20 protein-coding genes and 1 tRNA gene are annotated in these 23,032 nt (G+C 68.1%); 8 read left to right on the top strand and 13 right to left on the bottom strand.

Features of this window, described 5'->3' with window-relative positions; translation table 11 throughout:
• Positions 1-120: 120 nt before the first annotated feature.
• Positions 121-393, bottom strand: coding sequence for a DNA -binding domain-containing protein (locus HJG44_RS15540; RefSeq protein WP_088713447.1), 273 nt, complete (start codon positions 391-393; stop codon positions 121-123).
• Positions 394-914: 521 nt separating this feature from the next.
• Complete coding sequence (locus HJG44_RS15535; protein WP_088712613.1) at positions 915-1,757, bottom strand: DUF932 domain-containing protein; 843 nt, start codon at positions 1,755-1,757, stop codon at positions 915-917.
• A 257-nt stretch (positions 1,758-2,014) separates the two neighbouring features.
• Between HJG44_RS15535 and HJG44_RS15530 the strand changes: the two genes are divergently transcribed.
• Positions 2,015-2,344 (top strand): hypothetical protein, encoded by a 330-nt coding sequence (locus HJG44_RS15530; protein ID WP_088712612.1) that lies wholly within the window; start codon positions 2,015-2,017, stop codon positions 2,342-2,344.
• Between the two features lie 55 nt (positions 2,345-2,399).
• Here the strand turns inward: HJG44_RS15530 and HJG44_RS15525 are convergent, their stop codons facing one another.
• The 4 genes from HJG44_RS15525 to HJG44_RS15510 form a co-directional block, all read right to left on the bottom strand.
• Complete coding sequence (locus tag HJG44_RS15525; protein WP_088713446.1) at positions 2,400-2,699, bottom strand: DUF736 domain-containing protein; 300 nt, start codon at positions 2,697-2,699, stop codon at positions 2,400-2,402.
• A 349-nt stretch (positions 2,700-3,048) separates the two neighbouring features.
• The gene (locus HJG44_RS15520; protein WP_088712611.1) at positions 3,049-5,346 is read right to left on the bottom strand and encodes an AAA family ATPase; all 2,298 of its coding nucleotides are present in this window, start codon (positions 5,344-5,346) and stop codon (positions 3,049-3,051) included.
• A 78-nt stretch (positions 5,347-5,424) separates the two neighbouring features.
• Complete coding sequence (locus tag HJG44_RS15515) at positions 5,425-6,168, bottom strand: DCL family protein (protein WP_088712610.1); 744 nt, start codon at positions 6,166-6,168, stop codon at positions 5,425-5,427.
• 161 nt (positions 6,169-6,329) lie between these two features.
• Positions 6,330-8,390 (bottom strand): ParB/RepB/Spo0J family partition protein, encoded by a 2,061-nt coding sequence (locus HJG44_RS15510; protein ID WP_171219283.1) that lies wholly within the window; start codon positions 8,388-8,390, stop codon positions 6,330-6,332.
• A gap of 458 nt (positions 8,391-8,848) precedes the next feature.
• Here HJG44_RS15510 and HJG44_RS15505 point away from each other — a divergent pair, with 458 nt between their 5' ends.
• The 4 genes from HJG44_RS15505 (at position 8,849) to HJG44_RS15495 (ending at position 11,545) form a co-directional block, all read left to right on the top strand.
• Entirely contained in the window at positions 8,849-9,094 is a 246-nt protein-coding gene (locus HJG44_RS15505) for a FitA-like ribbon-helix-helix domain-containing protein (protein WP_088712608.1), read from the top strand.
• Entirely contained in the window at positions 9,091-9,513 is a 423-nt protein-coding gene (locus tag HJG44_RS15500) for a type II toxin-antitoxin system VapC family toxin (protein WP_088712607.1), read from the top strand. Before HJG44_RS15505 ends, HJG44_RS15500 begins: the two co-directional genes overlap by 4 nt.
• A gap of 193 nt (positions 9,514-9,706) precedes the next feature.
• Positions 9,707-9,841, top strand: coding sequence for a hypothetical protein (locus tag HJG44_RS24030; RefSeq protein ID WP_281380167.1), 135 nt, complete (start codon positions 9,707-9,709; stop codon positions 9,839-9,841).
• A gap of 18 nt (positions 9,842-9,859) precedes the next feature.
• Positions 9,860-11,545, top strand: a complete 1,686-nt coding sequence (locus HJG44_RS15495) for a recombinase family protein (RefSeq protein WP_171219282.1) — start codon at positions 9,860-9,862, stop codon at positions 11,543-11,545.
• Here HJG44_RS15495 and HJG44_RS15490 read toward each other — a convergent pair.
• Positions 11,516-11,592, bottom strand: a tRNA-Arg gene (locus HJG44_RS15490). The two genes, HJG44_RS15495 and HJG44_RS15490, sit on opposite strands and share 30 nt — an antisense overlap.
• Before the next feature lie 280 nt (positions 11,593-11,872).
• Positions 11,873-13,243: a signal recognition particle-docking protein FtsY gene (ftsY, locus tag HJG44_RS15485; protein WP_171219281.1), complete on the bottom strand. Its 1,371-nt coding sequence runs from the start codon at positions 13,241-13,243 to the stop codon at positions 11,873-11,875.
• Positions 13,244-13,288: 45 nt separating this feature from the next.
• Between ftsY and HJG44_RS15480 the strand changes: the two genes are divergently transcribed.
• A complete protein-coding gene (locus tag HJG44_RS15480) occupies positions 13,289-14,005 on the top strand; it encodes an RluA family pseudouridine synthase (RefSeq protein WP_171219280.1) in 717 nt (238 codons plus the stop codon).
• 10 nt (positions 14,006-14,015) lie between these two features.
• Here HJG44_RS15480 and HJG44_RS15475 read toward each other — a convergent pair whose 3' ends face one another.
• From HJG44_RS15475 to HJG44_RS15455, 5 genes are all read right to left on the bottom strand, one after another.
• Positions 14,016-14,807 carry a crotonase/enoyl-CoA hydratase family protein gene (locus HJG44_RS15475; RefSeq protein WP_171219279.1) on the bottom strand — a complete coding sequence of 264 codons (792 nt, stop codon included), beginning with the start codon at positions 14,805-14,807 and terminating at the stop codon, positions 14,016-14,018.
• Between the two features lie 11 nt (positions 14,808-14,818).
• Positions 14,819-15,826, bottom strand: coding sequence for a 4-hydroxyproline epimerase (locus tag HJG44_RS15470; RefSeq protein ID WP_171219278.1), 1,008 nt, complete (start codon positions 15,824-15,826; stop codon positions 14,819-14,821).
• A 2-nt stretch (positions 15,827-15,828) separates the two neighbouring features.
• Entirely contained in the window at positions 15,829-17,325 is a 1,497-nt protein-coding gene (glpK, locus tag HJG44_RS15465) for a glycerol kinase GlpK (RefSeq protein WP_171219277.1), read from the bottom strand.
• Positions 17,326-17,347: 22 nt separating this feature from the next.
• Complete coding sequence (glpD, locus tag HJG44_RS15460; protein ID WP_171219276.1) at positions 17,348-18,865, bottom strand: glycerol-3-phosphate dehydrogenase; 1,518 nt, start codon at positions 18,863-18,865, stop codon at positions 17,348-17,350.
• An 89-nt stretch (positions 18,866-18,954) separates the two neighbouring features.
• Positions 18,955-20,685: a pilus assembly protein TadG-related protein gene (locus HJG44_RS15455; protein WP_171219275.1), complete on the bottom strand. Its 1,731-nt coding sequence runs from the start codon at positions 20,683-20,685 to the stop codon at positions 18,955-18,957.
• A gap of 265 nt (positions 20,686-20,950) precedes the next feature.
• On the opposite strand from HJG44_RS15455, the gene HJG44_RS15450 reads away from it, so the two are divergent.
• The gene (locus HJG44_RS15450) at positions 20,951-21,775 is read left to right on the top strand and encodes a universal stress protein (protein WP_171219274.1); all 825 of its coding nucleotides are present in this window, start codon (positions 20,951-20,953) and stop codon (positions 21,773-21,775) included.
• A gap of 458 nt (positions 21,776-22,233) precedes the next feature.
• On the top strand, positions 22,234-23,013 hold the full coding sequence (locus HJG44_RS15445; protein ID WP_171219273.1) for an SDR family NAD(P)-dependent oxidoreductase: 780 nt from the start codon (positions 22,234-22,236) through the stop codon (positions 23,011-23,013).
• Positions 23,014-23,032: the final 19 nt, after the last annotated feature.

Here is a 23,032-nt window from a genome sequence, read left to right as displayed (position 1 = left end):
CCGCGCTTAGCGCGCGTCAGGAGCGCAACATCTTCCGGTTGTCCTGGCTATTATAGCGCAAAGATAGCGATCAACCGTGCGGCGAAGGCGGCGCGAATACTTCCAATTTGGGGTTCAATCTTAACGATTTAGCGGCCGGTTGCAGCCGAGCAGATGCGCATATCCAATCTCTGTCATCCACCGCGCGCGGGCAAGATGACTCTCGTGCATCGCCTTGGCGCGATGGGGTTCCGCGCCCACGTCGATGCCGAAAATAGCGGCGGCAATCTCCCGCCAGTCGGTCCCTTCTGCGTCAGCATCGAGCAGGCGAAGATAAGCGGTCAAATGGCCTTCGTCGTACTCGGTGAGTTGCGGCGAATCAGGCGCTCGGTCATGAAAATGGTTGTTGCCCATCATGCCCTCACGTCTTGGCCCGCGTTAACCAATAGACCCTCGGCGAAGCATTTTCGATGCGCTTGCTCAGCATAACTAGGTGCGCAATCCGCATTGCTCGACAATCACTCACGGAGCTGCTGGTTTGCGGTGCGCCCCCGCAAACAGCTCCTGAACCCGTGATCGGGGAGTGGTAAACCGCGTTTAGTCGGCCCTACGACCTTTAGCACCGGAGCGCCTGGACATACGTCGCAGGCTCCCCGACCGCATGGTCAAGGATTCGCGGCGTCGTTTCGGCCGACACCAAACCGCTAAACGTGGGGCTACCAACCCCAGGCCGCCGCGTAGCGGCCCGCTGTCCTTTTAGGACAGCGGCAGGGATTTTACCACTACCCAGCGCGAGCCGGGCGCCAGCCCGGCGAGCGCGCCATTGCAGTCGCGCGGACCTATGGGGCGCGCGCCTGCCGCCGATCCGGTGAAGCGGATCGGCGCGAAATCGCGGAAGCCGCAGGGCCGGAACTTCGACCCTGCGGCGGCGAACCTTAGGCTGCCTTGAGGCGCTGCATTCCCTCGGCGAGCGTCCAGAGCGCGCGGTTCAGCGTCACATTCTGGTCGATGCCGTTGATCGCGCGAGTCTGTGCGCGGCGGATACGGCCCTCGGCGTTGCGCTTGCGGCCCTGCAATCCGCCCCGAATGACATTCTCCTGAATGACATTGAATGTGGTCCACAAGCTGCGGTCCACATCCTCGCGCCGGCGCGGCTCGATGATCTGCTCGGGCCGCAGCGGGCTTTCATCCTCTCCGTAGCGAGCGACAAGGCTAACCTCGCCGAGCAACCGCCGCTCGTCCTCGGAAAGCTGGATGGACTTCATCGACTCGCTGGCGTCGATCAGCCGGGGGAAGTCCTCGGCGACGGCATAGACGCCCTCGATAATGTCGTGCTCGATGTTGCCCTTGTGCGGAACGCGGACCTCCTCGAACCGCTCGCCCGCGATCATGCTGTTGGTGCAAACGAACCGCAGCATCCCGGCGAACATCTGATAGGCGCTGGTCCCGTCATGGCTGTTCACGATGATGACTTCGGCGGCCTCGGCCTTGCCGATGCCCTCGTCCCGGCGCAGGCGCAGCATATGCTTGGCGTGGCCGTGGCGGCTTCCATCACGCGGCACCGACTGGACAGCGAAGAAGGGGAACCATCCTTCACGGCGCAGTCCCTCCACAATGTCGATAGTGGGCACATAAACATACCGCTCCGAACGGCTGTCGTGCGCCTCACGGGCGAAGATGGACGGGACGTGCCGATAAAGCGCCTCGTTGTCGAGCGGCTCCCGACCGCTGATCTGATGGGCGTTCCGGCCAAACCGCGTGGCAAGTTGATGATACATGGCTGAACTCCTTGAGCTTGGGTTTCCGCGCAGCGGAGCGCCGCGCTGAAACCCTGCCCGTCGGCGAGACCGGGGGTGCAAACGGAAGGCGGCTTCGCGGGGAACCGGCTGCACTGAGCGAAGCGAGGGAAGCTGGGCGGAAGCCGCTTGCAGTGCGCCGGGGGCAGAGCCCCAAGCACCGCGCCGCTCTGCGGCGCCAGCAAACAGCCCTTGCCATTTGTTCCTGTTTTGATCCAAACCGGCGGCAAGGAGTCGGTATGAGCATCACGATCACGGGACAGCCCGGCCGGCGCATCGCGGTCGCGGGCGACATCACCAAGACGCTACGCGTGCCCTATGACGCGGTTGAGGAGCGTTTCCTGCTGGCGGCAAGCGACGGTTCGCTGATCGAAGGTCGCCTCGAAGCCGAGGAGGATCGCTTCGATTTCCGAGTCGTGGTGGACGGTGCCGGTTTCTCGCGCATCGGCCCCGGCAAGCTGACGCTGGACTGGGCTGTCGAATGGGTGGCGATTGCGCCCTACGATGCCGGCGCGCTGCCGGAGCGCGCACCGATGCCGCTTCCGCTGTTCGATTCGCTGCCCGGCTAGCCAACTTTTCCCGACAAGAGGCGCCCCGCTCCGTGGAGCGGGGCGCTGCGGCGGATCAGCGAGACCAGATCAGCGCGTACTCGCCGGCGGTATCGGTCTCTGAGAGGGTGGCGTAGATCGGTGCCGGGAAGGTCGGATCGTCGAGCTTGACCGAGAAGTAGGCGCGATCCTCGCGGCTGGTCTTCTTCCAGGCGGCCCCAATGTCGAGGTTGCCGACGGTGACGCGGAAGTCGGGAGACTTGTCGCCATTCCTCTCAATCGGGCGGAAGACGGCCTTGGTGTTGAGGGTGAGCGTCTTGATGACGCCGTTGAACTCGCCCTTGTCATTGGCGGTGAAGGTGCCGATCGTAGCCATGTCGTAATCTCCATTTGCTCGAGCCACGCCCATCGCGGCCTCGATGGCGATCGACGGATCGGTGGCGAGCGGCTGCGCACCGTGGGCGGCCGGAACGAAGTGCAGGACGGCGGCGGGCGGCTTTTTTGGATCGCGATGCAAAGCCGGAGGCGGCGGAAAAAAGCCGTGCGACGCCGTTGCGCCAAGACGATCGAGACGGAGGCGTCCTCCGATCAGATCAGGCCATTACGAGGCTGTGCGGGGTGGTCGGCAAATATCGGGGCGGAACATGGCATCGACGGCGCCATGCCTCACGCGGGCCAAGAGCATCAGCGGGCGTTAGCCGGTCCCCCGCTTGGCCGGGCGATCATCACTGCCGAGGACGTGAAGCGAAGGCGAGCGTTCGCCTCGTGAAGTCGGCCAGCTCGCGATCGTTAATCGCCTCGGTTTGGTAAGCCGGGTTCTCATCGTGGTGATAGCGGTTGCCGAAGTCGAGAAGCGCCCGTAGCTCGGCGGTGTCGTTTGGCCCCAGTATCTCGTCGGCCGTTCCGAGCCGTTGACGGCAAATATCTGCGAACTGACCGAGCTTACCGCCGGGCCTGAACTGCGCGGGGAAGGCGACGCGGACAAAGGTTTCGAGCATCGGGCGAAGCGACTCCGCGATCTTGCGCTCGACGGCCGGGTCCGCCGCTTGGAGATAGGCGAGCGCATCGGCGTGTCTCTTGTCGTGCAGCGTAATCATGTCGCCGGTGACGTCCCAGGCCACCAGCGTCGAGCCCTGCTGCGCGCGCACAACCTGGAGCGAGGCGCGCGGGAGCGCGCCGCACTTTTCCCAGACATTGAGGATGAACGGCTTCGAGTGCGAGAGGACGATGACCTGCCCCACGGCGCCCGCGAGACGGTGAATCTCTTGCACGGTGTGCAGGGTGCGGTGCTCATCAAGGCTGCTCATAGGATCGTCGATCACGACAATCTTCTGCGCGAGCGCCTGGTCACGTTCGAGCGTGGCGAAAAAGAAGGCGAGCGCCAAGGTGTTGCGGTCGCCAGCACTCAGCGCGGTCCGGAAACACGGTCCCTCGGCAGCGTTGAGCCCCACGGCGATATTGTTGATGAGCACATTGTAGTTGGCGGCCGATCCGCCGCGATTGTTCACGGGGGCGACGTTGCCCAAGCGAAAGCCGGCGTTGAAACGACGCAGATAGTCGTTCACCGCGTCTTGGTAGGCCGGGAAGACGTTCTGACGATATTGGTTCAGCGCCTCGCGGGCTTGGTCCCGCGCGGTCTCGGTCCGGCCCTTCTCATCGCGCTCGTCAACATAGGCGGTGCAGAGCGCGGCCATGTCCGGCTGATGTCGGGCCTCGACAGCGCGAAGCCGCGTCAGATCGGCGGCAAGCGCGGCGACGTTGGCCGCGCGCGCTTCTTCCTTGACGAGTGCCAGAGCCTCATTCGCCTGCACCAAGACCGCAGCAACCCGATCAAGGCCCACCCGCTGTTCCTCATAGGTCGCGACGGCGGCGCGCACGTCGTCGCCTAGCGCCAAGGGCTCCAGCGGGGCGGCCTGCTTGGCTTTCAAACGCTCCATGATGCCGTCGCGGGCGGCTTTCCAGGCGCGCGCAATTTCCGCGGTGTCGATCTGGATGGCGGGGACTTCCGTGAAAGCCTGCCAAAATTCGCGGCGCTCGATCGCTTCGCGCACGGTGCGCTCGAAGGCGGCCGGCACGTCGCCGGCATGGGTGGTCGTGAGGGCTTGGATCGCGTTGGCGATGTCGCGCTTCAAGTCGTTGTAGGCGTCACCGAAATAGGCGCGGTAGTGCCCGATCACGGAAGAGCCGGCGAGATCCTGGGCGCAGAACGGACAGATGGCCGGGCCTGCCGCCGCGGCATGGTCGGCGTGCGTCAGCCCTTCGCCAATCCAGCGCTCACCGCCACGGGCAAGCAGCGCGATATGGGCCTGCACCCGCTCGGCCGCCGCCTCTTCCAGACCCGGCAAATCTCGGCCGAGAAGCCCGTCCAAGGCGTCGAGGTCGAAGGCTGGCAGGGAGAGCGCTGGAAATATCGCTGCCGTCGCGACCACCTCCGACGACCGCGCTGCGGCCAGGCGCTTTTCTGCGTCGGCCAATTCCCGGTCGAGGTCGGGGATCGGTTGCAGCGCGCAGAATGCCTCGGCGTCGAGCCCGCCGCGCCGCGCGGCGGGAATCGCATCGGCCTTGGCGCGGAGATCACGGTTGTGCTGCTCGATCCGATCGACATGCGTTTGCACGGCGGCGTTCAGCGCGACACCCTGGCTCCCGACGATCAACTCATGCAGGTTCTGGCGATTGCCGGGAATAACCTCAATGCCCGAGCACACGTTCTGCGCAACGAACTCATCGTCGAAAACGGCGACATTGGGCTCGGTTCGGGACCAGGCGCCGTTTTCGAAGACGGCGGGCGCTCCGGCGGCCAAGCCGATCACCACATGCGGGGGATTGGCGGCGCCGAGACGATGCCGATCGCTGATCGGCGCGGCGGCCCCCGTTGCGAGGGAGCGCAGGATGGCGGTGAGCGTCGTCTTCCCGCGCCCATTCTCGCCATAGACAACCGTGAGCTTCGCGAACGGAATCTGAGCGCCAGCGTTCACCGAATCGAACTGGCCAATATTCCGCAGTAGTTGAATTGCCTGGACCACGCCGAATCCCCCCTTGGTCCGCCACTATACTATGGATGGCACAACCATAAGCTCTCCGTCGCGAGGGTCAGCGATGATTCAGGTCAAAACCACCGGCCTGCGAACCTTTGGCCTGCGCTGCCCGGCCGACATCGCCAGATTGCGGGTCCGGGCCACGATTCTCAGAATGGCGGCGCCATGATGGAATTGCCGGAACGCGGCGACAACGGCCGGATCGACGAATGTCGTCGTGGTTTGGCTGTCTGCCGGGACGGTGACGGTGCCGGGGGGCACTTCGTGCTGCCATCCCCGCGCGGCGCGAAAGCTCAGGACCAGTTGGCCGAATGTCGGATAGGCGTGGTCGATATGAGCCGCGTCGATGGTGATAAGCTCATCGGTCAGCTCGCAGGGAACGCGGCCGAGTTCGTCGCCGTAGGTCTTGAAGTGCCGGGCTTTGGCGGCTTTCAAATCTGCGGCCACCGCCGCCCGGCAGGCGTCATAGAACTCCTGGGCGTTTGATTTCGGGGCTCCCCGAACGGCCGCCAGATAGCTGAAATCCGTCTCACTCCCGTCAACGCGCCGCACCCAGAAACCGGGCGTCGAGTAGCCGTCGCCGGTGTTCCGGCGCCGGAAAAAGGAGTCCACCCCGTCGCCGATCTTCGAGGGGCCATCGACGATCACGGCATCATAGCGTTCGAGAAGGGCAATCAGGTCGTCATGGTCGGCACGGTCTTCGACCACGTCCTCATCGGAATAGCGGGCGAGCATATCCTTGAAATGAGCCAAGGCGGCGCTTTGGGTCTTCCATGCTCTGCCGTTCGACAGATCGATCGCCTTTGCCACTGCTACCCCGTATCCCCGTTCCGCCTGCCAAGCTGGCTATCGGCGAGGATGGTTCGACGCAAGGCGACACGCAACAAGGTCGGCCGCGCGCCCGCGCGCGGCCGATTTTTTTAGGGTGAGAGCAAGGCCGGGACCGCTCGCGCGGCCCCGGCCCGGTGCCGCTACTCGGCGGCGACGGCGTAGAACGCTTCGCCGTCCTCCGTTTCGGACGGCTGCTCCACGGCCTCGGTGTCGTCGACCTCGATGGTCGCGGGCTGCTCGGCCTCCGGCGTTGGCGTCCGCAGCACGGCAGGCAGCCAGCCGGTCCCGGCCAGAAGCTGCTCGGCGGCTTGCGCCATGTCCGGCTTCTTCATGTCCGCGATACGGCGGGCGGCATCCTCGGACACGCCTTCGGTCACGGCCTCGACGATGTGCGCCTTGGTAACGCGGCCAAGGTAGCTGTCCACGGTAGGCGTCCAGTCCTTCGCCACGTCCAGCGCCAGCGCGCTTGCCAGCCGGTCGGCGGTTTGTAGCGTCCGGGGCTTGCGGTCCCACGGCAGCCGCAGGGCGTTGACGGTGCGAGCCGCGCAATGCGCCAGCAACGCCAGCCGCTTCGCCTCGTCCAGTCCGACGATGAAGTCCCACAGGCCCGCGATGTCACGCGGCATCCGCTCGGCCCAAGCCTCGTGCTGCTCGCTCGACCGCGCCGCCAAGGGCGTATCCTCGATCCCGTCCGCGTGGCTCCCCAAGGGGGTCACGGTCGGACGGACCTCAAGGCAACCCGCCTCCGCATAGCTGTAGAACAGTTGCGCGGTGAGCGTGTGGGTCAGCGCGACCAACGCCGTGTCCGGCTGGTCGGCCAACGCCACGCGAAGCGCCAGCGTCCGATAGGCGGACAGGTCGCGGGTGAGGCTGTCGGAAATGGGCTTGCCCGGTTCCTCGTCATCCTCCTCGATTTCCCGCACGTCCTCGTCGCCGTCCTCCGGCTGCTCGTCCTCCCCGGCCTGCGGTTCGGGCGCATCGCCTTTGGCTTCCGGTTCGGGCTGCGGGTCCGCCAGCGCCTCGTCCTCAAGACGGACGAAACCGCGCTCGACCCTGACACTGCCGTCATAGTGAAGCACCACGAACGCGCCGCCATACGCGACCACGTTGGCGTCGTAGGCATGGCGCTTCTCGGAAATGGCGTCGATCTCGTCGGACACCGCCTCCAGCTTCGTCGCCACGTCCTCGGGCATATCGTCATAGGACGAATAGCCTTCGGCAAGCTCGTCATGCTCGGTGGACAGCGCCTCCAGCCGCGCCTCGTCCTCGTCGGACAGCGGAACCGACTGCGGATAGAACCGGCGCATCCCGTGGGCGTGGGGATAGTCGATATGCGCCTCGGCCCATTTCCAGCCCTCGGCTTGCACCTGCTCGGCAACCTCCCGCAGCTTCTCGGTGGTTAGCGTATCGAGCAAGCCCGCATCCTCGAAGAACCCGCCCCGGTCCTCGCTGAACAGGTCGCGGATGATGCTGCCGCCCGCCTCCACATAGGCGTCGGCTCCGACGAACACCGCGCGCCGGTCGGTCGCCGGGACGTTGGCAGCGGTCATGTCGCGCCGGATGATCCACGGTTCGCGGTTGTGATGCAGACCCTCGAAAACCTGCTCCTGCCGAGCATGGTCCTCAGTGATGGCGAAGGCCATAAGCTGATCGAGCGTAAGGCCGTCCTCCCGATAGACCTGCAACAGCTTGGGGCTGACCGCGCCAAGGCGAAGCCGCTGCTTCACCACGGAAGCCGACACGCCGAACCGCGCGCCGATTTCCTCCGCGCCCCAGCCCTTGCCGTCCGCAAGCTCGCGGAACCGCTCGAACTGATCGGCGGGGTGCATCGGGGTCCGGGTCACGTTCTCGTCCAAACTGATCTCGGACGGGTCGTTCGCCGTATCGAGCCAGCAGCGCACGGGCTCCGATTTCTTGATCTGCTTGCGCTTGGCGCGCAGCAGCATCGCCAGCCTGCGGCCCTCGCCAGCGGTGACGAGATAATAGCCGGTCGGGGTTCCGTCCTCCTTGGTTTCCGGCTCCACGACAAGGTTCTGGATCAGCCCCTTGTGCTGGATCGAAGCGGCCAGCGCCTCGATAGCGGCCTCCCCATGCGGCACCTTGCGGGCATTGCGGGGGGACTTCTTGAGCTTAGCGAGAGGCACGGAAAGCTCGACGCCCGACACAGGCTCGGCGGCAACGGTTTCGGTAACAGCGTTCATCACACTTCTCCTTCAAACCGCACTCACCCCGGAATGGGGTGGGCGGCGAAGGAGCGGACCGGCAGGCCCGCCGGCGGAGCCGGGCAGCACCCGCAGGGCCGGAACGCAGAGGAGGTAAGCGCGGTACGCGCGTTGCGGCCCGGCGCGGCGGGCCTAGAGGGAAGCGTCGCCCACCCCACCGACGGGGAGAGCTACAAACAATGCGATCGGGCCGGCGCAGCCCTGGCCCGATCTCCGCAGCTCGAACGACCCCGCAATCCGCAGGGCGGATTGACCGACCGGCGCGCCAGCGCCGCTCCGCCATGCTGATCGTCACCCGGCAGGGACGAGACCCGTCAGGGGCTCGGTCGGAGCGAAGCGAAGATAGAGCGGCGGTCCCGTAGGGAGGCGCCAACCCTAACCTTGCAATTTCCCACTTCATCGACTAACATGCAGTCAATGACTTATGGAGGTGCGTAATGGCGGTCATGACGATCCGAAACATCGACGACGCGATCAAAAATCGCCTGCGCCTGCGCGCGGCGATGCACGGCCGGTCGATGGAAGATGAGGCCCGTGACATCCTGCGTTCGGCGCTCTCGACCGAAATCCCGCGGCCTCGCAATCTGGGCCAGGCGATCCATGAACGCTTTGGCGCGCTGGGCGGCGTCGATCTGCCTGACCGGCCCCGCGAGCCGATCCGGGCGGTGGACTTCGGCGAATGATCGTTCTCGACACCAACGTCATTTCCGAGTTGATGCGGCGCGAGCCTGACCCGAGGGTCATGGCGTGGATCGCCGAGCAGCCGATGGCAGGCGTGTTCACGACGACGCTGACGCAGGCGGAAATCTTCTACGGTCTGGCGCTGCTTCCCGAGGGACGCCGCCGCGATGACCTGCTGGCAGCGGCGCGCCCCATGTTCGATGTCGATCTTGCCGGACGCGTGCTGCCGTTCGATACCGACGCGGCCGGCGCCTATCCAGAGATCGCCGCCGGGCGGAAACAGGGCGGCAAGCCGATCAGCCAGATTGATGCGCAAATCGCCGCCATCGTGCGCTCGCGCGGCGCACGATTGGCGACTCGCAATGTCCGCGATTTCACCGACTGCGGCATCACCGTTGTCGATCCTTGGGGGGAAGCATGACGTCCGCCGCAGCACGCCCTTATCTGCGCTACGACGCGACAGAAACTTTGTGCAAGGCGCGGGTGCGAGGCAGCCTGTTGGAATGGCCCTTCCTCGCAAGCTCCGCCGCCGCACGCCTCGTCGCTGGGCCGAGTGCCCGGATGACCTACACGACTACACAAGTCAGCTTGCACCCCGCCGCGCTTCGCGTCGGTTGCGCGAAGATGATGGGCCGGTCGTCGTCACCGATGACTGGCCGGAGCAAGTTCCGATCGGCGACGCCGAGTTGCGCGCGATTGAAGGCCACATGCGGCAAGCGCTGGACAAGCTGTTCGGACCGCTGCCGTGAAGTGAGGAGTGAAGCGTCATGACCAGCGCCGCCCTGCGACGAGATGAGGATGGGGCACCGGTTGTGGCGACCGCCCGCGCGGCGCTCTACCTGCGCGTTTCGACCGGCCGCCAAGCCGATAGCGATCTGTCGATCCCGGACCAGCGCCGCCAGATCGAGGGCTATTGCCTGTCTCGCGGCTGGGAGGTCACGGCCGAGTTCGTCGAGCCGGGCAACACGGCGACCGACGATCGTCGCCCCGCTTTCCAGGCGATGATCGACGCGGCGATGCAAAAGCCGTCGCCGTTCAACATCATCCTCGTCCACAGCTTCTCGCGGTTCTTCCGCGACCAGTTCCAGTTCGAGTTCTACGTTCGCAAGCTGGCAAAGAACGGGGTGAAGCTCATCTCGATCACGCAAGACCTGGGCGACGATCCCATGAGCGTGATGATGCGCCAGATCATGACGCTGTTCGACGAGTATCAGTCGAAGGAGAACGGCAAGCACACGTTGCGGGCGATGAAGGAGAACGCGCGGCAAGGCTTCTGGAACGGCGCGCGTGCGCCGATCGGCTATCGCGTGGTCGCGGCCGGAGAGCGCGGAGCGAAGATCAAGAAGAAGCTGGAGATCGACCCAATCCAGGCCGAGACGGTGCGGCGCATCTATCGCATGGCATTGAACGGCGTCGATAACAAAGGGCCGATGGGTCTCAAGTCGATCGCCACATGGCTCAATGAAAACAACATCCGCACCCGCGACGGCGGGCGCTGGGGCTTGGGTGCGGTGCATCAGGTGCTCACCCGGACGACCTATATCGGCCAGCACCGCTTCAATACCCGCGATCACAAGACGAAGACGCCGAAGCCGGAGAGCGAACATGCCGTCATGGAAGTGCCGGCGATTGTCTCGGAAGCGGAGTTCGAGGCTGTCCAGCGGTCGCTCAAGGCGCGCAGCCCGAAGATGATGCCGCCGATGGCGGTGGGCGGCCCGACGCTGCTCACCGGCATCTGCTTCTGCGCGTGCTGCGGCGGCGCGATGACGCTGCGCACCGGCACCAGCAGCGTCGGGCGGGAATACCGCTACTACACCTGTTCGACGAAGGCGCGGCAGGGAGCGACCGGCTGTCCCGGCATCACCGTGCCGATGGATCGGCTCAATGAGGCCGTGGTCGATCATCTCGAAGCCCGGTTGCTCGACCCGGCGCGGCTCGAAGCTCTGATGGATCAGATCCTCGAACGGCGCGACGAGTGGGTGAACCAGCGCCGCGAGCATGTCGCCGATCTTGAACGGCGCGCGACCGAGGCCGAAGCGAAGCTCAAGCGCCTCTATGACGCGATCGAGAATGGCGTGATCGACGTGAACGACCCGTCGCTCAAGGATCGCATCACCGAGCTGACCGCGACGCGCGACCAGGCTAAGGGCGATTCCGAACGCGCCTTGGCGCATATCGTAAAGATCGGCCCAGCGATCACGCCGGAAACCCTCCGGGCGTTTGCGGCGGCCCTGCGCAAGAAGCTGCGGAACGGCGATGGGACGTTCGCCCGCGATCAGATTCGCGCGGTCGCGCAGCGGGTTGAAGTGGTGAGCCGAAAGGAGGTCCGCATCCGTGGGCTGCGGAGCGAACTGCTCCGAACGCTAACCGCCGCCTCTGGCGTAGAGGCGGCGGTGCTAGGCGTTCGTGCCTTTGAACCGAAATGGCGCACCCGACACGATTCGAACGTGTGACCTCCGCCTTCGGAGGGCGGCGCTCTATCCAGCTGAGCTACGGGTGCATCCGAGGATGCTGTAGGGCGCAAGCTACCCTCGGTCAACTCCGGGAGATCCCCGTCGCGAAGGGGCGGATGCGGCGGAGCGCGCATGCATGCCGCCTGGGCGGGCTTGAAGACGCTTCGGGCGATGCGGGCGCCGCCGCTCACCCGACCCGCCGGAGCGGAACTGGGACCGACGGAAGCCCTCTGCCTGCTTCATCTGCGGCAAGACCAGCGGCACCGCCGGGGCCGGGCTCGAGCACAGCCGCCAGGGTCGCCCGAGGCCCGCGCGCTCGCCCTGACCTCAGTGCAGGGTCGGGTTCTCGTCCAGCCCGGCGATGGCGCGGGCGAAATCCCGGGCCGTGAAGGGCTCCAGATCCTCCACGCCTTCGCCGACGCCGATGTAATGCACCGGCAGCCCGAACTTCGCCGCGAGCGCGACCAGGATGCCGCCGCGCGCCGTGCCGTCGAGCTTGGTCATCACCAGGCCCGTGACGCCGGCCGTCCTGGCGAAGAGCTCGACCTGGGACAGCGCGTTCTGGCCGACGGTCGCATCGAGGACCAGGAGGCTCGCATGCGGCGCATCCGGGTCGACCTTCCGGATGACCCGGATGATCTTCTCGAGCTCGGCCATGAGCCCGGCCTTGTTCTGCAGACGGCCGGCCGTGTCGATCATGAGCATGTCGGCGCCGCGCTCGCGCGCCTCGGTCAGGGCGTCGAAGGCGAGGCCGGCCGCATCCGCACCCTGCCCGCGCGCGATCACGGGCGCGCCGACGCGCTCGCCCCAGACCTTGAGCTGCTCGATCGCGGCGGCCCGGAACGTGTCGCCGGCCGCGATCACGACCGAGAGGCCGTCGCGCCGGAATTTCTGCGCGAGCTTGCCGATCGTGGTCGTCTTGCCGGCGCCGTTGACCCCCACCATGAGCAGGACGAAGGGCCTCTTCGTCCGGTCTATGGCGAGCGGCACGGCGACGGGGGCCAGCACCTTCTCGATCTCCGCGGCCATGATGGCCTTGACCTCGCCGGGCGAGATCTCGCGGTCGTACCGCCCCGCCCCGATCGCCTCCGTGATCCGGGTCGCGGTCTCCACCCCGAGATCGGCGCCGATCAGGACGTCCTCGAGGTCGTCGAGCGTGGCGCGGTCGAGCTTCCGCTTGGTGAAGAGGCCGGTGACGCTCTCGCCGATGGAGGAGGAGGTGCGGCGCATCCCCTCCGTCAGCCGGCGCCACCATCCGCGCTCTTCCGCGGCGGGCGCCGCCGGGGACGTCGGCGGCAGCGGCTCGGACCGGGGCGAGCCCGGATCCGTGGCCAGCCGCGGGATCGGTTCGGCCGGGCCGCCGCCTTCCGGCTGGCCTTCGACCGGCTGCAGCGTCGCGCCCTCCAGCTCGTCCACGGGCTTCTCGAAGGCGGCCCGATCCGGCGAGGCCTCGGCGACGGTGGGCGGCGCGGCCGGGAGCGGGCGCGGCTCCGCGGCCGGGACGAAGTCGGGCTGGCCCTCGTAGACCGATGCCGGCGAGAGCGCGGGCGGCTCCGGTATCGGCTCGACCTCGCTGGCGGCCTGCGGAGCCATGTCGGCCGCGTGCTCGGCCGCGGCCTCCTCGCGCAGGCGCTCTTCCGTGCTGCGGCCGAGGATCTTGTCGAGAAGCCAGCCGGGCTTCCTGCCTTGCAACGCCATGAACGATCCTTGCCGGGCCGCGAAGGCCCGGGTTAGCGAAGTCGGATGGGTCCGACACAGATAGTGCCTCCCCTGCTCTATCGCGATGCGCTGATGCTCGTCATCGACAAGCCGGCCGGCATGGCCGTGCATCCGAGCCCGGGCGGCGGGCCGAGCCTGACGGCCTCCCTCGACGCGCTTCGCTTCGGCCTGCCGCGGCGGCCGGAGGCGGCGCACCGGCTGGACAGGGAGACCTCGGGCTGCCTCGCCCTCGGCCGGCACCGGCAGGCGCTGGCCCGCCTCGGCAAGCTCTTCTCCGAGAACAAGGTCGAGAAGGTCTACTGGGCCGTCGTGGAGGGCGGGCCGGACGCGCAGGAGGGCGAGATCGACCTGCCGCTCGGGCCGCGCTCGCCCGACCCGAAGAGCTGGCTCATGAAGGTCGACCCGGCCGGCCAGCCCTCGCTGACGCGCTGGCGCGTGCTCGGCCGGGGGGAGGGCGAAACCTGGCTCGAGCTGCGGCCGGTCACGGGCCGGACCCACCAACTCCGGGTCCACTGCGCCGCCCAGGGCTGGCCGATCCTCGGCGACCGGATCTACGGCTCCGGCGGCGGGCGCCTGCAGCTCCACGCCAGGAGCCTCACGGTCCCGCTCCATCCGAAGAAACCGGCGATCCGCGTCGAGGCGCCGCCGCCCCCGCACATGCTCGACCGCCTGGCGGCGCTCGGCTGCGAGGCGGCCTCGGATTCATCCGCCGACATGCGAGCCGGTTCGGCGGCGAGCTGATGCGCGATGCTCAGCCTGGCGCGACCTTGGCCGCGCGTTTCTCCAGGAAGTCGCGCAGGCGAGCCTTCGCCTCGGGGTCGCTCTGCGCGATCGCGGCCATGAGCGCTTCCGTGACGAAGCCGGTCGCGGGATTGGCCTCCGCGATCCGCGGCAGAACCTGGAGCAGCGCGAGATTGGTCATGGGCGCGTTGCCCGCGACCCTGCGGGCGAGCTCGGTCGCCTTCGCGGCGCCCTCCCCGGTCTCGACCAGGTATTGCGAGAAGCCGAGCGCGAGGCCTTCCTCGGCCGTGTAGGTGCGGCCGGTGAGCATCATGTCCATCATGCGGGCGACGCCGATGAGGCGGGGCAGGCGCACGGAGGCGCCTCCGCCGACGAAGATGCCCCGCTGGCCCTCCGGCAGGGCATAGAAGGCGTTTGTCTCCGCCACCCGGATATGGGCCGCGCAGGCGAGTTCGAGCCCGCCGCCGATCACGGCCCCGTTCAGGACGGCGATGACCGGGACGGGCCCGAACTGGATCTTCTCGAAGGCCCGGTGCCACATCATCGAGTGGTGCACGCCCGCCGTGGCGTCGCGCTCCCTCAGCTCCGAGAGGTCGAGCCCGGCGCAGAAATGCGCCCCCTCCCCCTCCAGCACCACGGCGCGGATGTCGCCGGGCAGGGCGGAGAACAGCGCGTCGAGACCGAGCACGGTCGGGTCGTTCAGCGCGTTGCGCTTCTCCGGCCTGCGCAGGCGCACGCGCAGCAACTCGCGGTCTCGCTCGGCGGAGAGGGAGGCGGGCAGGTCGGGAAGTCCGTCCGGCATGCTTGCGTCCTTCAGTTGTCGGCGACCGAGAAGCCGCGCCAGAACGGGTCGCGCTCGTCGACGAAGATCGTGTTGAGCCCGGTCACGCGCGCCCAACCCTCGATGGACGGCACGATGGCGTCCAGCTCGCCGATCCGGGTACGCCCCTCGATCCGGCCCGCGAAGGTCGAGCCGATGATCGATTCGTGGACGAAGACTTCGCCCTCCTTCAGCCGCCCGGTCGCGGCGAGCTGCGCCATGCGGGCCGATGTGCCCGTGCCGCAGGGCGAGCGGTCGATCGCCTTGTCGCCGTAGAACACGGCGTTCCGGGCGCTCCCGTCCGGGCTCCGCGGCCTGCCGGTCCAGAGGACGTGGGTCAGCCTGTCGATGGCCGGGTTTTCGGGATGCGCGATGCGGTAGCTCTCGTTGAAGGCGGCGCGGAGCTTCGGGCTCCAGCGGACCAGGTCGGATGGCTGCACGTCCGAGACGTCGGCGAAGAGCGCCTGCGGTTCGACGATCGCGTAGAAGTTGCCGCCATAGGCGACATCGACCACGATCTCGCCGAGCCCCTCCACCTCGACCCGGTAGCCCTGCCCGTACAGGAACGAGGGCACGTTGGTGATGCGGACGCTCTCGACATGCGGCCCGTTCTGCACGTAGCGCGCCTCGACCACGCCCGCCGGCGCGTCGAGCCGCAGCAGGCCCGGAACCTTCGGCCGGACGAGCCCGTGCTCGATCGCGATCGTGACCGTGCCGATCGTGCCGTGTCCGCACATCGGCAGGCAGCCCGTCGTCTCGATGAACAGGATGCCCAGGTCGCAATCCTCCCGGGTCGGCGGATAGAGGATCGATCCCGACATCATGTCGTGGCCGCGCGGCTCGAACATCAGCGCCGTGCGGATCCAGTCGTGCTCGGCAAGGAAGTGCTGGCGGCGCTCGAACATCGTCGCGCCCCGGAGCGACGGGATCGCGCCGCCGGCGACGACCCGCACCGGGTTCCCGCAGGTATGGCCGTCGATGCAGGTGAAGGTCGCGCGCATCGTCAGCTCGCGGTCGCGAGAAGCGCCTGCACGGCCTTGCGCCAGCCCGCGATCCTGCGCTCGCGCGTTCCGGGATCCAGCGTCGGGCCGAAGCGCCGGTCGAGACGCCAGGTGTCGGAGAAGCGCTCGGGTTCCGGGTAGATCCCGGCCTGCAGGCCGGCCAGATAGGCGGCCCCCAGCGCCGTCGTCTCCAGGATCTCGGGCCGGTCGACGGGCGCGCCGATCAGGTCCGCGATGCGCTGCATCGTCCAGTCCGACGCCGTCATGCCGCCGTCGACCCGGAGCACGGTCCCGGCCCCCTCCCCGTCCGGCCAGTCGGCCCGCATCGCGACGAGCAGGTCGACCGTCTGGTAGCACACGCTCTCCAGCGCCGCCCTGGCGAGCTCGTTCGGGCCCGTGCCGCGCGAGAGCCCGAACAGGGCCCCGCGCACGTCCGGGTTCCAGTAGGGTGCGCCCAGCCCCACGAAGGCCGGCACGAGATAGAGCTCCTGCGCCGGGTCGGCCGCGGCCGCCTTGCGCCCGCTTTCGGCCGCGCTCTCGATCAGGCCGAGCCCGTCGCGGAGCCACTGCACCACCGCCCCGGCCACGAAGATCGAGCCCTCCAGGGCATAGGACCGCCTTCCGCCGAGCTGGTAGGCGATCGTCGTCAGCAGCCGGTTCTGCGAGGCGATCGCCGTCTCGCCCGTGTTGAGGAGGGCGAAGCAGCCGGTGCCGTAGGTCGATTTCACCATGCCGGGCGAGAAGCAGGCCTGGCCCACCATGGCGGCCTGCTGGTCGCCCGCGATCCCGCGGATCGCGATGGGGCCGCCGAGGATCTCCGGCTCCGTCGTGCCGAACTCGGCCGCGCAGTCGCGCACCTGCGGCATCATCGAGGCCGGGATGCGGAGCAGCCGGAGCAACTCCTCGTCCCATTCGCCGCGGTGGATGTCGAAAAGCATGGTGCGGGATGCGTTCGTGGCATCCGTCGCATGGACCGCGCCGCCGGTCAGCCGCCAGAGGAGATAGCTGTCGACCGTGCCGAACAGGAGCTCGCCGCGCTCCGCCCGGGCGCGGGCGCCGGGCACCTCGTCCAGGATCCAGGCGATCTTCGTCGCCGAGAAATACGGATCGGCGAGCAGGCCGGTCCGGGCCGTGATCCTCGCCTCATGGCCCTCGTCCTTCAGGCGCGCGCAGAGCGGCGCCGTCCGGCGATCCTGCCACACGATGGCGCGGCCGACGGTCTCGCCCGTGCGCCGGTCCCAGACAAGGGCGGTCTCGCGCTGGTTGGTGATCCCGATCGCCGCGATGTCGGACGCCTGGACCCCGCCGCGCCGCATCGCCTCCCGGCAGGTCTCGACCGTGCTGGTCCAGAGGTCCTCGGGCTCGTGCTCGACCCAGCCCGGCGCGGGGAAATGCTGCGGGAATTCCCGCTGCGCCAGGGCCGCGATGGAGGTGTCCGGCCGGAACAGGATGGCGCGGGAGGAGGTCGTCCCCTGGTCGATGGCCAGCACGAAAGACAAGCGTTCCTCCCCCGCGACGTTCCTATTCGGCCGCCGCCAGATGCGGCAGCCTCGTGCGCATGAAGGCGTCGAGCCCGGCCGCCTGGGCCGGCGTCAGGCGCAGGCCGAGCTTGGACCTGCGCCAGAGCACGTCCTGCGCGGTCTCCGCCCATTCCTGGTCCATCAGGTATAGGACCTCCCGCTCGGTCAGGTTCGAGCCGAAGACGCGCCCCAGATCGGCCTCCCTCCGCGCCCCCGCCAGGATGCGCTCCGCCCGCGTGCCGTAGGCGCGCACCAGCCGGCGGGCGAGCGCGGGATCGAGGAAGGGGTGGCGGGCCCTGAGACTTGCCACCTCGGGCTCGAAGGCCTCCTTCGGGAAGTCGCCCCCCGGCAGCGGCGCATCTCCGGTCCAGGCCGGCTTCCCGGCTGCCGGAAGATGGTCCTTCAGCCTGGTGATCGCCGCTTCGGCGAGCCGGCGATAGGTCGTGATCTTGCCGCCGAAGACGGAGAGGAGCGGCACCCCCTCGGTCTCGTCGAGGTCGAGGACGTAGTCGCGCGTGGCCTCCTGCGCGCTCGATGCTCCGTCATCGTAAAGCGAGCGCACCCCCGCATAGGTCCAGACGACGTCCTCCGGCCCGATCCGGCGCGCGAAATAGGCGTTCACCGCCTCGCACAGATAGGCGATCTCCTCCGGACTCGCGGCGGCCTCGGCCGGCTCGCCCGCATAGTCGATGTCGGTCGTCCCGATCAGCGTGAAGTCGCGCTCGTACGGGATCGCGAAGACGATCCGGCGGTCCGCGTTCTGGAAGATGTAGGGCCGGTCGTGCGTGAAGAGCTGCGGCACCACGATATGGCTGCCCTTCACGAGCCGGACGGGCCGCGTCCCGCCCTGCGTGCCGGTGACGCGGCCGATCCAGGCGCCGGACGCGTCGACCAGCGCCTTGGCCCTGACCTCGACGGCGCCGCCGCCCTGCCGCTCCGCCCGGACGCGCCACGCCCCTCCGGCCCGTTCGGCCGCGGTCACCCGCGTGCGGGTATGGATCGAGGCGCCCCGGTCGGCGGCGTCGCGCGCGTTCAGCACGACGAGGCGCGCATCCTCGACCCAGCAATCCGAATACTCGAACGCGCGCACGAGGCCGCGCTGCAGCGGCTCGCCGGCGGGATCGCGGCGCAGGTCGAGCGCCCGGGTCTTCGGCAGCGAGGAGCCGCCGATATGGTCGTAGAGGAAGAGCCCCGCCCGCAGCAGCCAGGCCGGCCGCATGCCGCGCCGATGCGGCAGGACGAAGCGCAGCGGCCAGACAATGTGCGGCGCGATGCGCCAGAGGACGTCGCGCTCCTGCAGCGCCTCGCGGACCAGCCGGAACTCGTAATATTCGAGATAGCGCAGCCCGCCGTGGATCAGCTTGGTGGAGGCCGAGGAGGTGCCGCGCCCCAGGTCGTCAGCCTCGAACAGCACCACCCTGGCCCCGCGCCCCGCCGCATCGCGCGCGATGCCGCACCCGTTCACGCCGCCGCCGATGATGGCGAGGTCGTAGGGGGGCTGCGGGGCGGCTTCGCTCACGGGCTCACTCGGCCGAGACGGGTTCTGTCTTGCCGCCACCCGTGGCCCCCGACCCGGCCCCGGTCAAGAGCAGGCCGTGACGGGCGACCCTACATGGACAGCCTGAGCCGGCCGATGCTCTGCGCGATCTGCTGGAAGACCTGGTCGATGCTGCTCGAGTCGCTGGCCACGAAGAACCGGCTCGCATTCCCGGCGCAGTCCCGCAGCAGGGCGAGCCCCTTCTGGTCGATCGGATCTCCCGAGACGCTGAAGCCGACCGTATAGATGATGACACCCGCGTTGCGGGCGTTCCCGCACGACTGAAGCGTGAGCGCGTCGATCGCCGCCCGCGACTGCGCGTCGTTGGTCGGGTTGGCGTTGCCGGCAGGCAGACGCGCGTTGACGTTCGACCCGTCCGGATTGCTGAAATAGCCGTAGGCCGAATAACTCGATTTCAAGGTCGGGTTGAGCGGGTTCGAGGTCCAGGTATTCGCGCCGTCGGTCATCAGCACGACGACCTTGTTGTTGTACGGCTTGGTGTAGGCCGCGCCGTCGCCGAAGACGCTGTTCGGCGAGATCGTGCGCCACCCCCACATGAAGCCCTCGTGGATATTGGTGTAGCCGTTGGCGACGAGGGCCGCGATCTCGCTCGTGAGCGTCGACTGGCTGGTCGTCAGGCGCGTGAGCGGCCGGGTCGTGCAGGCGACGTTCGGCCCGAGAGCCACGGTCCCGAGATACGGGACCGTCATGCTCGTCCTCGGATTGGTCGGCTGGGCGTATTTGCACGCCTGACCGGTCCGGGTCGCCTCGTCCGGCGCCGTCGTGCAGGCCGGCAGCGGCGCGGGGAGGGCGGATGCCGTGGTGTCGTTGATGTAGCTGTTGGAGGAGCGGACGGTGCTCGCGCCGTTCTGGTGCTGGTACTCGCCGCCATTCCCGGATTCGTCCGCCGCGAAGGCCGGGACGTAGTAGCTGTCCTTGTTGGACGCGCTGGGCTTCGTGTCCTGGGTGTTGAGCGGGAACGGCAGGGCCTCGAAGCAGCCGTTCCAGTCCCAGGACGGCACGAAGCCCTTCAGGTGATTGTAGACGTCGAGCCGGCTCTTGATCCCGTAGGCGGAAAACCCGGCCACCGCGGCGGCGCCGCCCTGGATGAACGACCAGTGATGCGTCGACTTCCCGTTCTGATCGATCCAGCTCGCAGTCCGGTAGGTGCTTGGATCGACGGCCACCATCGCGGCGAACGGGACCAGGGACATCTTGGTGTTGCCGGCCATCAGGGGGTCGGCGAAGACCGAGTTCACGAAGTTCGTGGCAGCGGTCTTCATCGCCTGCATCTTGCTGACGCCGCCGCTCGAGTTGAGCATCGATCCGGTATTGTCGAGCACGAGCGCGATCTCGAAGCTCTGCTGCTCGGAGAAGCAGCGCGCCTGCGCCCTCACCGGCACCTTGGCGAAGCTGGAATTCACCGCCCGCACGATCGCGGTGGGATATTCGGAGCTCGTGGTCAGCTCGATCTGGCGCGGCTTGGTGGACGGCACCACCGCCTCGATCCGGAACGGGCGCCCATCCATATAGCCTGCCATGTAGGTCTGGGCCGCCGCCTCGAGCTGCGCCTGGGATGAGCTCACGGCCATCTGGCAGAGCTGCATGTTGGCGCCGTCCGTGGCTCTCTGAAGCTTGGCGCGGAGATTGGAGGCGCCGGAATAATCCACTGCCGCTCCGGCCAGGAACACCACCGGCATGAGCGTGAGCGAGAAGAGCATCGCCACGTTGCCGCCGGATGCGGCCGCGAATGCCTCGGCCTCGTCGCGGATGCGGCCACGGATGAGGGCTGGCTTCTCCAAGCAACGGCTCCCTGCCGGCGCTGCCCGACTGCCGGTTGCATAAGCTTTGGCGCAGCAGCGCTTAACGGGCCGCCAAGGGGCGTCCTCAACGAATTCTTTCCCGGGGGCTCTCTCCGCCGCGGCGGGCCGGCGGTTTGCGCTGGGTCAATGCGCCGGCGGCGGCGCACGCCACCATCCGGCAAAGCTTCGGCGAAACCGCCGGAAGGCTCGAAGCGATGCGCCGGGTTCCCCATGTCCCGCTCGCACATCCTGAGGTGAGGCTAGCATGATCAAGGACATCGTCGTGGTTCTCGGAGAGGAGGGCGAGCGCGCCGGCCCGATCGCGATCTCGCTCGCGGCCGCCTTCGATGCGGCCCTGTCCGGTATCTGCGTCGTGCCGGAGGCGCCGCTCGACACCTTCGCCTATGCCCAGGTCAGCTACGAGATGGTCGCGTCCGCCCGCGAGGAGGCGCAGGAGGCGGCCCAGGCAGCCTCGGGCCGCTTCGAGGACCAGGCCCGCCAGGCCGGCCTGCCGGTGGAATGCAGCTCGATCTGCGCCGCCCTCCCGCTCGCGGCCGAGAGACTGGCCGACGCGGTCCGGATCTCGGACCTGATCGTGATCGAGCAGCCGGACCGGGAGCGCAGGCGCCCGTCCGATACGCTGCTCGAGACGGTTCTCCTGCGCTCGGGCCGCCCCGCTCTGATCGTGCCCTACATCCAGAAGGGGCCGATGCGCTTCGCGCAGGCGACGGTCGCCTGGGACGGCAGTCCCACGGCGGCCCGGGCACTCGCGGACGCGCTGCCCCTGCTGCGTCGCGCCGACCGGGTGGAAGTCGTCAACGTCGTGCGCGAGGGCGAGGAGGAGGAGGAACAGGATTTCGGGCCGAGGCTGGTCCGGCATCTCGCCCGTCACGGCGTCAGCGCCGAGTTCCGGCGCCTCCCGAGCGCGATCCCGATCGCCGACACGATCCTGTCCCATGTGGCGGATTCCGGGTCGGACTTCCTGGTGATGGGCGCCTACGGCCATTCGCGCATCCGCGAGGCCCTGCTCGGCGGGACGAGCCGGGGCATCCTCGAGGCCATGACGATCCCGGTTCTCATGTCGCACTGAGGCCCGGCCGCAGCCTCGGACGCCGCCTGCGGGGCTCCCGGACCGGAACTTGGCTCCGCGCACGGCCGGGTCTCCAGCGCATCGGCGTGGCTCGTCCAGTCCCGCACCCGTCGCAGCCGGCAGAATTCGGCTGCGGCGCGGCGGCACGCCTCCTCGTCGTCCGGGGCCTCGACCTGCATCTCGCATTGGCAGGTGAGGTGATCGTGCCCGGTATCGTCGGGTACCCGTTTCAGGAAACGCAGCTCGAAGACCGGCATCGCTCCCTCCCTCCGGCCATACGGTCCGCCCGTCGGAGGAGATACGCCTTGCGCGAGATCAAAGCGGCACCGCAGCCTCCACGGGCCGGAGCTGGCGTTCGGTTCCGAACGCCGGCAGCCCGGTCGCGGCACTCCGTTCCTGCACCGGAACTGCGGCGGGGCGGACCTGTTGCCCAGCCACAGCCTCCGGAGCGCCGAGCCATGGCGAAACCCCTAGCGATCGTGACCGGCGCCTCGACCGGGATCGGCTATCACCTGGCCGACACCGCGGCCCGCAACGGTTACGATCTCATCGTCTGCGCCGACGAGCCCAGGATCGACCAGGCCGCGGCCGAGTTCCGCCGGCATGGCGTGGAGGCAGAGGCCGTGCAGGCCGATCTCGCCACCTTGGCCGGCGTCGACAAGCTCTATGCGGCCATCCGCGGCCGTCCCGTCGAGGCGCTCATGGCGAATGCCGGACGCGGCCTCGGACGCGCCTTCCTGGACCAGGATTTCGGCGAGGTCCGGCGCGTGATCGACACCAACATCACGGGCACGATCTACCTGCTTCAGAAGGTCGGCCGCGACATGCGCGCCCGCAATGCCGGCCGGATCCTGATCACCGGCTCGGTGGCCGGCTTCATGCCGGGCTCGTTCCAGGCGGTCTATAACGGCACGAAGGCCTTCATCGACTCGTTCTCCTTCGCGCTCCGGAACGAGCTGAAGGACACCGAGGTGAGCATCACGCTCCTGATGCCCGGTCCGACCGAGACCGAGTTCTTCGAGCGCGCCGACATGCTGGATACGAAGGTCGGCACGCAGACGAAGGACGATGCCGGGGCGGTCGCGCAGACCGGCTTCGACGCGATGCTCCGCGGGGACGCCGACGTGGTCTACGGCCTCAAGAACAAGCTGCAGACCACAATGGCAACCGTGACGCCGAACACCGTGCTTGCCGAGATGCACCGCTCCATGGCGGAGCCGGGCACGGCGAAGCGATAGGCCACCATCGGTCGGCGCC

It is taken from the genome of Enterovirga aerilata (genome assembly GCF_013044135.1).
Lineage (GTDB): Bacteria > Pseudomonadota > Alphaproteobacteria > Rhizobiales > Beijerinckiaceae > Enterovirga > Enterovirga aerilata.
The sequence above is the reverse complement of the archived record's forward strand: the minus strand, read 5'-3'. Positions and strand labels throughout refer to the sequence as shown.

What these genes read in the sequence shown, in the direction of transcription:
- HJG44_RS15540 (WP_088713447.1), bottom strand. Translation starts at nt 393, where the DNA reads ATGGGCAACAACCATTTTCATGACCGAGCGCCTGATTCGCCGCAACTC.
- HJG44_RS15535 (WP_088712613.1), bottom strand. Translation starts at nt 1,757, where the DNA reads ATGTATCATCAACTTGCCACGCGGTTTGGCCGGAACGCCCATCAGATC.
- HJG44_RS15530 (WP_088712612.1), top strand. Translation starts at nt 2,015, where the DNA reads ATGAGCATCACGATCACGGGACAGCCCGGCCGGCGCATCGCGGTCGCG.
- HJG44_RS15525 (WP_088713446.1), bottom strand. Translation starts at nt 2,699, where the DNA reads ATGGCTACGATCGGCACCTTCACCGCCAATGACAAGGGCGAGTTCAAC.
- HJG44_RS15510 (WP_171219283.1), bottom strand. Translation starts at nt 8,390, where the DNA reads ATGAACGCTGTTACCGAAACCGTTGCCGCCGAGCCTGTGTCGGGCGTC.
- HJG44_RS15505 (WP_088712608.1), top strand. Translation starts at nt 8,849, where the DNA reads ATGGCGGTCATGACGATCCGAAACATCGACGACGCGATCAAAAATCGC.
- HJG44_RS15500 (WP_088712607.1), top strand. Translation starts at nt 9,091, where the DNA reads ATGATCGTTCTCGACACCAACGTCATTTCCGAGTTGATGCGGCGCGAG.
- HJG44_RS15495 (WP_171219282.1), top strand. Translation starts at nt 9,860, where the DNA reads ATGACCAGCGCCGCCCTGCGACGAGATGAGGATGGGGCACCGGTTGTG.
- ftsY (WP_171219281.1), bottom strand. Translation starts at nt 13,243, where the DNA reads ATGGCGTTGCAAGGCAGGAAGCCCGGCTGGCTTCTCGACAAGATCCTC.
- HJG44_RS15480 (WP_171219280.1), top strand. Translation starts at nt 13,289, where the DNA reads ATGGGTCCGACACAGATAGTGCCTCCCCTGCTCTATCGCGATGCGCTG.
- HJG44_RS15475 (WP_171219279.1), bottom strand. Translation starts at nt 14,807, where the DNA reads ATGCCGGACGGACTTCCCGACCTGCCCGCCTCCCTCTCCGCCGAGCGA.
- HJG44_RS15470 (WP_171219278.1), bottom strand. Translation starts at nt 15,826, where the DNA reads ATGCGCGCGACCTTCACCTGCATCGACGGCCATACCTGCGGGAACCCG.
- HJG44_RS15450 (WP_171219274.1), top strand. Translation starts at nt 20,951, where the DNA reads ATGATCAAGGACATCGTCGTGGTTCTCGGAGAGGAGGGCGAGCGCGCC.
- HJG44_RS15445 (WP_171219273.1), top strand. Translation starts at nt 22,234, where the DNA reads ATGGCGAAACCCCTAGCGATCGTGACCGGCGCCTCGACCGGGATCGGC.